Annotated in this window: 15 protein-coding genes; 3 read left to right on the top strand and 12 right to left on the bottom strand. The window is 42.5% G+C overall.

What is annotated here, in order from left to right; all coding sequences use genetic code 11:
* Positions 1-63: 63 nt before the first annotated feature.
* The 9 genes from UQ64_RS10520 to bcaP form a co-directional block, all read right to left on the bottom strand.
* On the bottom strand, positions 64-525 hold the full coding sequence (locus tag UQ64_RS10520) for a disulfide oxidoreductase (RefSeq protein ID WP_060623786.1): 462 nt from the start codon (positions 523-525) through the stop codon (positions 64-66).
* Complete coding sequence (locus UQ64_RS10515) at positions 525-1,277, bottom strand: DsbA family protein (protein ID WP_060623430.1); 753 nt, start codon at positions 1,275-1,277, stop codon at positions 525-527. The genes UQ64_RS10520 and UQ64_RS10515 overlap by 1 nt, the downstream gene beginning before the upstream one ends.
* 161 nt (positions 1,278-1,438) lie before the next feature.
* Positions 1,439-2,755: a hemolysin family protein gene (locus tag UQ64_RS10510; protein WP_042188644.1), complete on the bottom strand. Its 1,317-nt coding sequence runs from the start codon at positions 2,753-2,755 to the stop codon at positions 1,439-1,441.
* 310 nt (positions 2,756-3,065) lie between these two features.
* A complete protein-coding gene (gerQ, locus tag UQ64_RS10505) occupies positions 3,066-3,467 on the bottom strand; it encodes a spore coat protein GerQ (RefSeq protein WP_425339593.1) in 402 nt (133 codons plus the stop codon).
* 180 nt (positions 3,468-3,647) lie between these two features.
* Positions 3,648-4,079, bottom strand: coding sequence for a cell wall hydrolase (locus UQ64_RS10500; protein ID WP_060623428.1), 432 nt, complete (start codon positions 4,077-4,079; stop codon positions 3,648-3,650).
* 214 nt (positions 4,080-4,293) lie between these two features.
* The gene (locus UQ64_RS10495) at positions 4,294-4,710 is read right to left on the bottom strand and encodes a DUF2500 domain-containing protein (RefSeq protein ID WP_425339581.1); all 417 of its coding nucleotides are present in this window, start codon (positions 4,708-4,710) and stop codon (positions 4,294-4,296) included.
* A 167-nt stretch (positions 4,711-4,877) separates the two neighbouring features.
* Positions 4,878-5,054: a hypothetical protein gene (locus tag UQ64_RS31245; RefSeq protein ID WP_167348470.1), complete on the bottom strand. Its 177-nt coding sequence runs from the start codon at positions 5,052-5,054 to the stop codon at positions 4,878-4,880.
* Between the two features lie 250 nt (positions 5,055-5,304).
* Entirely contained in the window at positions 5,305-6,594 is a 1,290-nt protein-coding gene (locus tag UQ64_RS10490) for a WD40/YVTN/BNR-like repeat-containing protein (RefSeq protein WP_060623427.1), read from the bottom strand.
* Between the two features lie 26 nt (positions 6,595-6,620).
* Positions 6,621-8,006 carry a branched-chain amino acid transporter BcaP gene (bcaP, locus tag UQ64_RS10485; RefSeq protein ID WP_060623426.1) on the bottom strand — a complete coding sequence of 462 codons (1,386 nt, stop codon included), beginning with the start codon at positions 8,004-8,006 and terminating at the stop codon, positions 6,621-6,623.
* Positions 8,007-8,177: 171 nt separating this feature from the next.
* On the opposite strand from bcaP, the gene UQ64_RS10480 reads away from it, so the two are divergent.
* On the top strand, positions 8,178-9,101 hold the full coding sequence (locus UQ64_RS10480; RefSeq protein WP_060623425.1) for an L-lactate dehydrogenase: 924 nt from the start codon (positions 8,178-8,180) through the stop codon (positions 9,099-9,101).
* 85 nt (positions 9,102-9,186) lie between these two features.
* Here the strand turns inward: UQ64_RS10480 and UQ64_RS10475 are convergent, their stop codons facing one another.
* Entirely contained in the window at positions 9,187-10,092 is a 906-nt protein-coding gene (locus UQ64_RS10475) for a tyrosine-type recombinase/integrase (RefSeq protein WP_060623424.1), read from the bottom strand.
* A 63-nt stretch (positions 10,093-10,155) separates the two neighbouring features.
* Positions 10,156-11,052, bottom strand: coding sequence for a LysR family transcriptional regulator (locus tag UQ64_RS10470; RefSeq protein WP_060623423.1), 897 nt, complete (start codon positions 11,050-11,052; stop codon positions 10,156-10,158).
* A gap of 127 nt (positions 11,053-11,179) precedes the next feature.
* Here UQ64_RS10470 and UQ64_RS10465 point away from each other — a divergent pair, with 127 nt between their 5' ends.
* Together UQ64_RS10465 and UQ64_RS10460 are read left to right on the top strand one after the other, a co-directional pair.
* The gene (locus UQ64_RS10465; RefSeq protein WP_060623422.1) at positions 11,180-12,502 is read left to right on the top strand and encodes an APC family permease; all 1,323 of its coding nucleotides are present in this window, start codon (positions 11,180-11,182) and stop codon (positions 12,500-12,502) included.
* Positions 12,503-12,643: 141 nt separating this feature from the next.
* Positions 12,644-13,600, top strand: coding sequence for an alpha/beta hydrolase (locus UQ64_RS10460; RefSeq protein ID WP_060623421.1), 957 nt, complete (start codon positions 12,644-12,646; stop codon positions 13,598-13,600).
* Positions 13,601-13,867: 267 nt separating this feature from the next.
* Here UQ64_RS10460 and UQ64_RS10455 read toward each other — a convergent pair whose 3' ends face one another.
* Positions 13,868-14,248: a hypothetical protein gene (locus UQ64_RS10455; protein ID WP_060623420.1), complete on the bottom strand. Its 381-nt coding sequence runs from the start codon at positions 14,246-14,248 to the stop codon at positions 13,868-13,870.
* Positions 14,249-14,250: the final 2 nt, after the last annotated feature.

The raw sequence follows: 14,250 nt of genomic DNA, 5'->3' as shown, positions 1-14,250 counted from the left end.
ATCCCTCTGGACCGTGTTTTTAATCACTTTTCACATTTTTCCGAATCCCTCAAAGCTAAAAAACTAAAATCCTAAACTTTCCTCAGTTTCTAACTCCATCACTTCTTCTTCCTTGCGTCCGTACCAAAGTAAAATACTAATTAAAGCAAATGCGATTAACGCAAGGAAAGGAATCGTAATGAACCCAAAATAGTTTAAGTAATCCTTATTACACGGAACACCAATTGTACAAGGAAGAACTTTACTTAACGCAGGAATCTTCTGTTCCGCATAATGATAGATCGAGATACTGCCACCCATCAAGCTTAGTGGAAGTACATAAGGAATAATCCGCTTATCCCCTCTAAACGTCGCAATTCCCAGTAGGAATAACTGAGGATACATGAAAATTCGCTGGAACCAGCAAAGCTTACAAGGTTCATATTTCAATACTTCGCTTAAATACAAGCTACCGGCTACAGCTACTAAAGAGACGAACCAGGCCAGATACAGGCAGTTACGCTTGCAAAAAGATAGGAACTTTATCACTTTGCCTCCACGGATTTTGCGGCGTCATTAATTTCAGTTGAAATCGCTTCAATGTTAAATGGATCCGCAGTCATTACTCCATTGATGTAAAGGGATGGTGTAGTCGTCACCCCAGCTTCACTAGCTAGCTGCATACCCTTATTCAGCTCATCTGCATACGTACGATCCTTAATATCTTTACGCAGCAGTTCGTAATCGATAGCTAACTTCTCTTTCTCCGCAAGGCTTACTAAGAAATCTTCAGTCGCCCATTCTTCGCTCTCATCACCTTGCTGTGCGTGTACAGCATCATAGAACTTCCAGAATTCATCATTATTCTGATGGTATACAGATAATGCAGCAAGTGAGGCAGTCTCAGAGTCTGGACCAATGAAAGCCATATTTACAAAGTAGAGCGCTGCTTTTCCGTCGTTGACAAAATCTTGAACAATTTTCGGTTTAACTGAAGTTGCAAATTGGGAACACGCTGGACATTTTAAATCTCCAAATTCAACAATTTTAACAGGTGCATCCTCTTTACCGACTCTAGGCAGCTCGCTGTAATTGAATGCTACTGGTTCTCCCGATGTGGCATTTTTTGCGGCATCTTTCGAAGCTAACATAAACAATCCAACAAAAATGATGACTACTAAAGCTATTGAACTAATAATTAAAATTCTCGTCTTCTGCTTTTGTCGCTCCTGTTCTACCCGCCGCTTCTCTTGTTTGCTCAGCTGGGGAACGCTTGTACTTTTATTAGGTTTACTCAAGGAGAGTTCCTTTCTGTCCTCTGTGGACTAATGTAGTTTTTATCATATACATTTAAAATTATATAATTATTACTCTCTTTTTGGCAAACAATACTGTAAATACACTGTAAAAAAGGACACAGTGCTATAGCACTGTGTCCTAATAATTATTAATATGTTCGTTATGCACCAGCTTCTTCAGTCAATAGCTGTAACTTCAGTAGCTTAATTCGAGAAATCCGCTTATTATCCGTTTCTTCCACAATAAACAGATGATCATCAAATTCTACAGACTGCCCTTTTTGAGGTGGATTAACCTCCAGTTTAGAATACAGCCAACCGCCTATCGTATCATAATCCTCTGTATCCATATGGAGACCCAAAAGATCATTGATCTCTTCAATAAGCATCAAGCCGTCGATGGAATGTTCATCCTCCCCCAGCTTCTCAACACCAGGACGCTCTTCATCGAACTCATCCTGAATTTCTCCCACAATTTCCTCCATGATATCTTCCAGCGTTACCATTCCTGATGTTCCACCGTACTCATCAATCAGAATGGCGATTTGTGTCTTCGCGCGCTGCATGACTTTCAGCAGAGCACTAATCTGAATAGATTCTGGTACGGTTAGTATAGGACGAATTAATTTATTATAGCTTTGTTCACGATCCCTGATTAAGTCCTTGATATGAATGAAGCCTAGAATGTGATCCTTATCTCCATCACAGACTGGATAACGCGTCCTCATTCCATCAAAAGCAATCTCAAGGTTCTCTTCAGTTGAAAGATGATTATTCAGGCAGATCATTTCTGTCCGAGGAATCATGATCTCACGGGCCATTGTGTCCACAAATTCAAAAATATTGTCAACCAGCGCCATTTCGGTATTATCAATAAAGCCGCTTTTATTACTTTCTTGCATGATAATACGGATTTCTTCTTCCGTATGCGCCGTTCCCAGCTCTGAAGCAGGGGATAAACGGAAGATCCGTAATAAACCACGTGCCAGCCCATTTACGATCCAAATCACTGGATACATGATCTTGTAAAACACATTCATCGGTCCAGATGTTAGCAAAAGGACAGATTCAGCCTTGTTAACAGCAATAGTCTTAGGTGCAAGCTCACCAAGTACGATATGCAAGATAGTGATAAACATTAGAGCAATAATCAAAGATACAACATTAACAGCGGTTACTCCAAAACCTATACTTCCTAATAATGGTCCAACAAGGTTAGCTATAGCGGGTTGACCCAGCCATCCTAGCGCAAGCGAAGCCAATGTAATACCAAGCTGACAGGCGGATAGATAACCTTCCAAGTTGCGTACGATGCTTCTCGCTTTTAATGCTTTTTTACTACCTTCTTCAATAAGGGTATCAATTCTACCGCTTCGTACTTTCACCATTGCATATTCGACTGAGACAAAGAATCCATTTAACAATACCAACAAAATAATAAGACCTACGTGTAATATACCGGGTAAAGGGTCGCTCAATTTATAATCCTATCCATCATTCTCCGTACGGATGGATAGGCCCACCTCCTTCGTTTTTTCAGAGTGTTGGCAAGAAGCTTGCCAGTTGTTCCTTTCAGTATCAATTTCCCAATGGTTTCATCTCCAGTCTGGAATCACGTTTTTGAATATATACTTTATTATATTAATATATTGGGGCAAACCGCAAGCATGCGTGTCCTTTTGAAAAAAAATGGGTCTTTATTCCCCTTATTATTCCAAATTATCAGTATGTATAAAGAAAACCCCCTCACCGTTAAGTGTTGGGGTTTCCACAAATATAAGGACTTGATTAGCGACAATTTCTAGTTGTAGGAGGATTACCGATCACGCCAGGGTACTGGTAAGTAAGGGGCTCATCAAATGTAGCATAATCAAAATAAATCATAAGTAATACAGTACGTTGACCAGTTACTGGGTCACTAATAATAATGTGGTCACGGCCCGCAGCTTCCAGTACACCCTTGTAAACTTTGGCATTCCACTCTTTGTTGTTTTCATAAGTAAAATAAAATGTACCTACTTTACCTAAATTCAGCCGGAAAATATTTTCGATATACGATTGTTCGAACTGCTGTGGTGGGTTTTGAACTACAACCCCTCCTGGTGTCATCGGACTTCCGCTGCTAACTTGTGGCGGCATGCTGCCCATGCCTTGCATTCCTTGCATTCCTGTAGACATCGGCATTTGCATACCTGAAGAAACACTACCAATAGTGTAAGTAACGGGACGGTATGGTTGAACGATCATTTAATGAAACCTCCTAAATATTTATCGGAGCAACTGCTCCCTTTGGACACAAAAGAACTTAAAACTACCTTACTGAGAGAATTACTCATAACATTGAGTAATTCTCTTTGCACAGTGACCCTGCTAATTTCCAATAAATACAGCTGGGCAATCTTCTCCAGTCGGAGTAAAGAAACAATGTGCTTTAAAGCGGCCTGTGTTTTGTTGGTTATACCAGGTTGGAGGACATTCTCCTACAGGACGGAAGAACCATAAAGCATTGGTAGCTGGCCAGGTTCTTTCACCTGCAATTGCTCGTTTAGCAAGACGGATGTCTGCTTCTCTTGCTCGTTGATAGAAGTAGCTTTTTTGCGGAGCTTCGAATCCACCTGGACTTTGATAGACCATGTCATTCACATTACGAATATTCATAAAGTCCAAGCAATTGCCAAGAATCCGGTTGACACCAACATTGCCGACCATAAGCATGCCGAGATCTCCATCTCCCTCAGCTTCCGCTCTCATCAACCTCGCTAGCACCCTCACATCTTCCGAGTTCGTTTTGATGACGGCCACGCTGTCTCCTCCTTGGGGTCGCTTCTTGCTTGCAACCTCGTTCTTAACTGCATGCTGTATTGTATGTGCATTAGCCCAAGTGGTGACAGTCCCCGCCTAATTTTACAGTAGATTTCTTTCCGTTTTTTTGCTTATTAGTCTGCACATAAAAACCATCCTCCCGCTCCGTAGAATGGAACAGGGGATGGTTTTAGAATCAATGAATAGCTAATGACTACTCCGCAGTGGAGTATTGTGGCTGTCGTTCAAATCCGTAATATCTAGTTCCTTGATAGGTAAGCATGCCTTTATCGCCTTCTGCACTCATTCCATATTCATGGCCATCTACTTTAAATTCTATTCGACTGCCACCATTCAATTCGTACGTTAAGTAGTAAGTTGTACTTGTACGACTTGGACCATTATCTTCTTGAGCCTGCTGCTGTCTTATTTCACTTCGTTTGCTGACGATACGGGCAGGGATGGTTAGCATGGGTGAGCTATTGTTCCGGCTCCATTGAAGCAAACCCCTGCCTGCTGATACTGCAAGAATACCAACCATTACAATGAGAAATATTGGCATCACTGTTCCAGAGAAATCAAACATCCATGATAGATCCGGGCCCATTCCCATGACATTTTCCCCCTTCATACCCATGTAATTCCGACCTTTACTTAGCTTCAGGCACTTCTGTACATGTATATGCCTCATCTAGTCCAGAAAGCATTAAATTAGTGAGACTTCATGCAAAAAGACCACTCTGTTTTCTTAGAAATCAAGAATTGAGTGGTCTTTAATCATAGTTTTGTGTGATCAGATTAAGCATGAACGAGGTCTAGCAATTGCTTCGTTTCGTCAGTCTCAATATCTAACATACCATTATCTGCCCAACATGCTCTGCATTGTTCTTCCGTTTCACACAGGTGAGCGTCATCACAGTTGTAGCAAAGTTGCAGCAGGTTTCTTGTCATATAATCTGTTTCAAAAGTTTTCATTGTAATCTCTCCTATTCGAAAGTTAAGTTTGTGAAAAATTGAACTTGTTCTATGTGTTAAATATATCACACGATCATTTAAATGTCATGTGATTTTTTTCACATCTTTAAAGAAAATTTTAATTAAGTTTTTTCCTTATATTCAATCAATCAAAAACACAATAATTTGGGGTTTTATTCCTTTCCATTTACAAAAATGAGGCTGTCCCATAAGTAGTATCTACCACTTGTGAAACAGCCCTTTCATCACTTTACATCACACGCCAACTAATCCCACCATTCGTAGTTTGTAAGAGGAGCGAGCGTTTTTGTTCTTTTTTCTCAAGCAAAAGCCACCCCACATCTGCGGAAATAAACTGCATCTTAATCGTCTCAGGATATTCCTCAAGCTTCGACCGCAGAACACTGCTCTCTTTAAGAGGGAGCCAAGTGTTCCCTTGGTTAACGGTGTGGTAAAGGGTGTCACCTAGGATGGCCCAACCGACTTGCGAATTCAGAAACGTCGGAGCGCTCTGATGATTGCCTTCGGTTGGACTCTTTAATTCAAAAGGTGCAAATTTCCAGTTCTGTCCACCATTAGCGGTAAAGTAACCGTGATAAGTTATCGTTTTATCTTTATCGTTTTGGCAGCCCACAGACATCCAGCCATTAGTTTTACTAACATCGAAGAACTCTGGTTTGCCAGTAATGACTCTGTCACAGCTTTCCAGTTGTTCATTCACCAGAAAAGACTGTCCTGGATTCCAACTCTGACCACCGTCCTTAGTCATAAAGATTTTAGGAAGGGCAGCTGTTTGAAGAGTCACAAATCCATCTACACGGTTCTTGAATATCATTCCAGTACTTACTCCTGAGAACGGTATCGAATGATTTGGAAGGTTCGGATTATATTGTTCATTCTGCATCACTTCTTCCCAAGTGGCTCCACCGTCCGACGTTGAGTAAAGAGCCTTGCTCTCCTTATTAGGAGTAGCGTTCGCTGAAGTCATAAGCCATCCCTGTGTTGGTGAAATGAAATAAATGGAAGACACAGCATTATCATCACCTAGGGATGAGATTTTCCAGCTCTCCCCTCCATCAGTCGTCCGTAACACTATATTCTCTGTCGTGCCAAATGCACTTCTTATAATCCAACCATGATTCGGGTCCGTAAAAAAGATACCTTTTCCATAGACAGGCGTGGAAAGAAACTGCACATTGGGCGCAGGAGAAATATTAGCCCATGTCGCCCCGTTATCACGGGTAATATACAAACGAAGTTCATTTTTTGTTACACCCCAGACCATACCCACTGTCTCACTAATCAGATGAAAACCCGTAATTCGAGTTTGAACCTGATATTTTGGTCCACTCTCTTTGTTTGTATTGTTACTAGGTGGTGTTATTAGAGTAATTGTCTGTCCTTCTTCCGGTGCTTCAGTAGGCTGTGGCTGTGGAGAAGGCTCCGGTGGTGGTGATGAACATGCCGAGACTATCCACGCTAAAAAAAATAGCATTATAAACATTCTTAGTGTTTTCAATCCAGCGGTCCTAGATGTCAATGCCCTCTCTCCTCTCATTTCGAATCTTATTTATGATTCAATTTACTATTACGGTAGCCATATAAAAAATAGATCAGAAGTCCAAGACCCGTCCAAATAAGAAATCCAATCCATGTCTCACTTCCTAGATTATACATCAAAAATCCGCATGTTGCCGCACTTAGCAACGGAATGAAAGGTACCCAGGGCACTCTGAACCCTCTTTTCATATTGGGATGAATATACCTCAAGGCAATTACACCCAAAGAAACGACAAAAAAGGCAAACAGTGTTCCAATACTTGTTAAGTTAGCCAACCGATCCAAAGGGATGAAGCCCGTTAATACTGCTATAATGATGCCAACCATCCATGTACTTCGAATAGGTGTTAGAGTTTTAGCATTGATCTTAGACAATCCTCTTGGTAAAAGTCCATCCCGTGAGATTGCAAATATCAGTCGAGTTTGACCGAACAGCATTACGAGCAGAACTGTGGTCATTCCGGCAATAGCCCCAACCGAGATTAGACCCGCTATCATGTCTTGATTTACGACACGTAGTGCATATGAAACGGGATCACTAACATTAAGATCCGTATAGGGTATAATGCCCGTTAATACGAGTGAAACTAATATATACAATACAGAACATATAGCAAGGGATGAAATAATCCCTATAGGCAAATCGCGCTGCGGCTGCTTTACTTCTTCTGCAGCAGTCGATAACGCATCAAAGCCTATGTAGGCAAAGAAGACAGTTGCTGCACCGTTCACGACACCTTGATAACCAAACGGTAGAAATGGAGTCCAGTTCTCTGGTTTAACATAGAAGAATCCCGTTACGATAAACAAAAGCACTACAGCAATTTTGATGACAACCATAATGGCATTAAAACGTGCAGTCTCTTTAGTTCCCCGTGTCAGTAAGTAGGAAATTAGTAAAATAATAATTACTGCTGGTAAATTAATAAAGGTACCTGCTTCCGCATTATACGCCCCTGATAGTGCTGTAGGAATAATATGAATCCCAAAGCCCTCTAAAAGTCCCTGCAAATAGCCTGACCATCCACTGCTTACTGCAGCTGCTGCAACGCCATATTCTAATACAAGGTCCCACCCTAAAATCCAAGCGAGTAATTCTCCAAAAGCTACATAACTATAAGCATAGGCACTTCCGGAGACCGGGATGGCCGATGCAAACTCTGAATAACAAAGGGCTGACAGCACGCAGGCGAAAGCGGCTAACAGGAATGAAATGACAAGGCCAGGACCAGCGTGTTCTGCTGCCGCTACTCCTGTCATTACAAAAATACCAGTACCGATAATCGCACCTACACCCAGCATGGTTAAATCCAGCGCACCCAGTGTTTTGTTTAATTTGGTTGCACCGGAGTTGGAAGGTGCAATTAGCGGTTTTTTGCGAAATAAATCCATTCTTACATTCTCTCCTGTCTAGTCTTGTTGTCAAATTGATTAGAGATTTCTATTTAGTATGCCCAAAATAGGGTAATGCATTAAATAAGACCTGCTTGAAAACAATAACGTTAGCGATTATGATGGACAAGATTAAAAGCTAAAAATTTTAAATACTGAGGAGATGGAATTATGGCCCCCCCGAAACCCAATCGTATCGTAGTCATAGGTACTGGAGCAGTTGGTACAACAACAGCCTATACATTACTGCTACGGAGACGTATGCCTGAGCTCGTACTTATTGACGTTAATCAAAAGAAAGCTCTTGGAGAAGCGTTGGATATGAATCACGGCATGCCTTTTGTTGGTGGTGTGAAACTATGGGCTGGTACATATGAAGATTGCCGTGAAGCGGATATCATCATTGTTACTGCCGGTGCATCACAAAAACCGGGTGAAACCCGGATAGATCTGCTCCGCAAAAACATTTCAATTTTCAAAGATATTGTTCAAAAAATCACCAAATATAATCAACATGCGATACTACTTATTGCTACTAATCCTGTAGATATTTTGTCATATGCCACCTTGAAAATAAGCGGATTTGATCGCAGAAGAGTCATCGGTTCAGGAACGGTGTTGGATAGTGCACGGTTTCGTTATCTGATCGGGCGCCACAAAGAAATTGATCCTCGCAGCATTCACGGACAGATTATCGGTGAACATGGAGATTCGGAACTTCCTGTTTGGAGTTTGGCGAATGTAGCCGGTATTGATCTTGGTTTTGACGAAGCAGAACAAGATGAAATCTTCCAAGATACTAAGAATGCCGCTTATGAAATTATTGATGCTAAAGGCTCAACCTCTTACGCAATAGCACTAGCACTTGATCGTATTGTAGTCTCCATTCTTCATAATGAAGGTTCTGTGTTGAACGTATCTACTTTATTGAATAATTATAACGGAGTTTCGGATGTCTACCTTGGTGCTCCTTGCGTCGTAGATCGATCCGGTGTACGAGAAGTACTAGATCTTCCATTGAATGAGACAGAAAAAGCTTTATTCCAGAAATCTGCTGAGAAGCTTAAAGCTGAAATTGCTAAGCTAGAACTCTAAGCAAGAATTGGGGCTATCCTAAATGTCATGATATATGACTAGGGATAGTCCTTATTTCATGAATAGAATTTCACTTTAAATTCTATCAAATCTGGACTTGCAATTTCGACATGGCTTCTTCTTTCTCCCGGCTCGTGATATGCGTGTAAACCGTTGTTGTCTGAATGGAAGAGTGTCCCAGCAGCTCCTGAACCGTCCGAAGATCCGCCCCTTTTCGTAGCAGCATGGTAGCGAAGGAATGTCGAAGCTTATGGCTGGAATAGGGTCGACGTTGTGCAGCAGGCACATCCTTTTGGAAACGATCGAAGGTGTCCGCAGCGATTTGCTGAATACCTCGTATGGACAGCCTGCGTCCTTTTTGGGAAATGAACATAGCCTCCTCTTTACTGCGCCAAGGATTTAATCGTTCTTCTAATGCCAGATCGAGAAAAGGTACCACATCCTCTGGAATCGGTACATTACGCCATTTACGTCCCTTACCGAACACTCGAAGTGAATGCCTTTCTACATTATAATCACTTAAATTCAGCGTGTGGACTTCTCCCACCCGAAGCCCCATATAGGACATGAGTAAAAAGACTGCTAAATTACGGCCTTTGTACTTCCCATCTATTGAAGACAAAAATCGCCCCAGATCACCTTCATCTAAGTAGACCGGCTCACGATTGATCTCAGTTTTAGATTTCTTAATCCCAGCTGCAGGATTGGTTAGAAGCAATTCCAGTTCAATTAATGCCTTGAAAAAACAGTTAATAGAGGCATGCTTCCGGTTACGGGTAGCGTCACTTACACCACGTTCACGCACAGACGTAAGAAAGGAAATAACATGTAGCTTTTTTACCGACTCTAACTTTTTACCATTCAGACTTTCTAAAAACTGTCTTACATCTACTAAATAGGATTTCTGCGTGTAGGGAGTGTACCCGGCATCCTTCATCCAGATTAAAAAAGCTTCAAGCCCCTCTTCGTAGTCTTCACTCCACTCATTCATGGCTTCGAGCCTCCCTTGATTTCGACAATCTATTGTACCATAGAATAGCTACGAGCTTTATGCTTAACTTCTCCAATTTTCAGCATGCTTTTGTACAGATTTTAAAAACTCTGTTAGTACAGGAGATTTCCATTTCTTATGATGATAGGCTATTTGAGTAGCCACACGCTGCGATTCATCATTCCAATTCAGCCTAGCTAACTTCCCTTCTGCTAATTCGTTGTTCACTGTGATCAGTGGAATAAAAGCGATGCCTAGACCGGCCATAACACATTGCTTGATCGCCTCAATACTCCAAAACTCTAGCGTAGGGTCCGGAAATACCCCATGACTGTTTAAATGACGTTCAAACAAAGTGCGGTAGCTACAACCGGTTTCCGTATGCAATATCGTTTCTCCCTTAAGATGAAACGGCTCTACCTCTGAAAGACTCATTAAGGGGTGATCCGGCGGGGCGATCAGGGTCATTTGTTCATGCACCAGTGTTTCTATATTCAGATCTTTATCTTCCGTCTCTGGTTGCAGTAAGAAGGCCAGATCCAGTTCACCGGAACGAACCAGATCCGTTAGCTCCCAGCAGGCCCCAGGCTTTAAAATAATTTGGACCTTCGGATATTTCACGCGAAACTCCTTGATAATGCCTGGTAAGCGAAAAGCAGCCAGAGATTCTGGAGCGCCAATCCGCAAAGAACCTGTTAGCTCACTCTCGGAACGAAGGGCATCTTGGGCCAAGGTGTGCATTCGGGATATCTCTTGCGCGAAGGGGAGCAGACGTCGACCTGCATCGGTTAGGATAATCTTTTTACTAATCCGATCGAATAAAGGCTGACCAATTTCAGTCTCTAGTGCCTGAATCTGTGCGGTGATACTGGACTGTGCATAATCAAGCTTCTGTGCAGCGCGTGTGAAGCTACCTGTCTCCACTACGACTATAAAAGTAAAAAGATGACGCGATTCCATGCGTACCCCCTGAGTGATAGTCAACCATCGGAATTTCGAATGGATACTATTCAAAAATTCTGTTTTTCCAATGGATCTATTATCTGCTACTCTATAACAAAAGACAATGAAAGCAGGATTAAAAATCATGAAGGATTCAAGTTCAACCACTTTACAAAGAAACATCGGCATGCCGCAGGCCATAGCTCTTTACATAGGTGCTGTATTGGGTTCAGGAGTCTTAATCGTTCCTGGGCTGGCTGCAGAAATGGCTGGTCCCGCTTCATTGCTGGCTTGGGGATTTATGACGCTGTTGATCCTGCCGATGGCCTTATCTATGGGTCTGCTCTCTGCCAAATTCCCTAACGCTGGAGGCGTGTCCCATTTCGTTACCCTTGCCTTCGGACCTAAAGCTGGATCTTTAGTGGGCTGGTTCTTCCTGATGTCCGTTCCGATTGGTGCGCCTGTCGCTGCACTGACCGGAGCTGGTTATATGACAGCCGCTATGGGCTGGGATGAACCTGCCAGAATTACTATCGCTGCTGTTATGTTGGCCATTGGCCTAATTACAAATTGGATTGGCATGCAAGTGGCTGGTAAGGTACAAATTGCAGTAGTGATTGCGATTGTAGCTGTTCTCGTCTTCTCCTTTGCTACTGCTCTTCCTCGTATCGAGGTTGAACACTTCACTCCCTTTGCTCCGCATGGCTGGATGAGCATTGGTCAAACTGCAGCAATCTTATTTTGGTGTTTTATTGGCTGGGAAGCTGTATCACACCTCTCTGAAGAGTTCAAAGATCCGCAACGCGCTGCCGTTAAAGGTGTGACCATTGCTGCTATTATTGTAGGTATTCTATATTTCTTATCCGCTTTAGCAACAGTTGGCACACAGAGCTACCTTAAAGGTGGTTCGAGCACTTCCCTTGTTTGGATCATCAGCCAGCCTCTTGGACGCTGGGGAGGATTTATCGCAGGTGTTACAGGTCTCTTCATTTGCACCGCCACCATTATCGCTTATGCCGGTGCCGCCTCGCGCGTGGCTTATGCGTTATCACGTCAGGGCTATGCGCCGCATTGGATGGGTAGACTATCCAAACAGTATCATACCCCTATCGGTGGGATAGCTTTCCTGCTCCTCTGTTTCGTAACAGTCATGTCACTGTACGGCAGCGGATCCATATCTATCACTACTTTGATTCAGTTTCCGAATGCGACATTTATCCTGACATATATCGGAGGCTGTGCCGCCGGGATACGCCTACTCAAGGGAAGTAGATTAGGCGTGACGATTAGCTGGATCTCTTTTCTAGCTACTGCTGCCGTGTTTCCTTTTACAGGTTGGGCGATAGGCTATCCGTTACTTATTACTTTGATGTTTATTTTGATCTTTCGTATCAAACATAAACAAGCGATGGCCGGAATGAACGAATTAAGTTGTGAAATGAATGAGGATCAACGAAAAGCATTATAAAGATCAAACACCCGTAACCAGTCCTTCATCAGGATCGGGTACGGGTTTCTTCAAATTCATTTTCGTTTCAGCAGCTCCTTAGATGGTTATGGAATGAAGAGGGTAAACTATACTATGACCAGACAAAGGAGACGATACATCATGCCAAATCAACCAAAGATCATGCTTGAGCCAGCAGCACAGAAATTTGCCGATGATAATTCAAAACCTCCGTTCCTTCCTGATCTTGGACCAGAAAAAGGTCGCAAGACGGTAGATACAGTACAATCCAGTGAGATATATAAACCTGAAGTTGATGTTGAAGATCTTATGGTGCCAGGAGGCCCTAATAGTAATGTTTCGATAAGAATTGTTCGGCCCCCTAGCTCCTCTTCCGCGTCGTTGCCAGTCATCCTTTACATTCATGGTGCAGGCTGGGTATTTGGTAATGCCCATACCCATGACCGCCTGATCCGTGAACTGGCTGTTGGAGCGGAGGCTGCTATTGTTTTTCCAAATTACAGCCTTTCTCCAGAAGCTAAATATCCTACAGCAATTGAAGAAATCTATGCTGTTCTGAAATGGATAGCTGAACAGGGAAGTGAACATGCCCTTGATGCTAGCAAGTTATCCATAGGTGGTGATAGCGTAGGTGGGAATATGGCTGCCGCCATTACTCTGATGGCTAAAGAACGCAGTGGCCCGAAGATAGGGAAACAATTATTGTTCTATCCAGTAACGGATGCCTCATTTGATACCGAATCCTATCATGAGTTCGCAGAAGGATATTTCTTGCAGCGGGACGGAATGAAATGGTTCTGGGATCAATATACCACTGACCCTGAAGAGCGGAATCAAATCACGGCCTCCCCGCTTCGTGCCAGTGTAGAGCAGTTACGCGATTTACCCGAAGCACTAGTCATAACTGGTGAAGCAGATGTTCTACGTGATGAAGGTGAAGCTTATGCCGCCAAATTACGTGAAGCAGGTGTCACTGTTACAGCAGTTCGTTTTCAAGGGATCATACATGATTTTGTGATGCTGAATCCTTTAGCAGAAACCAATGCCAAAAAAGCCGCCATCAAGCTGGCGACGACATGGCTTCGTGAAGGTTACTAAAACTAATAAGTCCTTCGACTTATTCTACATGGGAGTGTCTCAAAAGCCATGAAACGGCTGCTGAGGCACTCCTTTTACAGTTTTTTTCGCCAGATTCAGTATTTGATCGCCTCTCCTCTTCGAGACTCGAGCTCCCCTATTAATGAAATTCATCTTCTTAAGGAACAGAGTTATCATTAGTTAACATAATAATGGTTATGTTAACTAATTTAGTTTGAGAAATAAAAAAAACAACTAGCGAGCCCAAAAGAATTATTACAGATGCTGTTACGTCTCATTTTCCGAAGCTATTTCTCGCTTGAACTCACTGGTTCGACTCTCTAGGTGAACAGAACCACCGTTTCCAATCTGGAAGGTCGTGCCAGACCCAATCGATAAAACCCTAATATATTGCATATTAATCGTTGATTCCTTGGAATCATTCAAAATCTCAACTTCATCTTCATTCACTTGCTTCGACCATGCCGTGAGTGGGATCTCTAAGGGTGAAGCCTCTCTATTATTGCTATTAATCTCTTTTATGTTAAATAGGTAATTTTCTTTACTACCCACAAATTTAGACTGAATCCGCTCTACAGATCCACATATGAAAATCGAACTGTCAGACAGATTATTGATATACACATCTAGTATACGTGAGGTGTGCATTT

Source organism: Paenibacillus etheri (assembly GCF_001012825.1).
GTDB classification, from domain to species: Bacteria; Bacillota; Bacilli; order Paenibacillales; family Paenibacillaceae; genus Paenibacillus_AQ; species Paenibacillus_AQ etheri.
The sequence above is the reverse complement of the archived record's forward strand: the minus strand, read 5'-3'. Positions and strand labels throughout refer to the sequence as shown.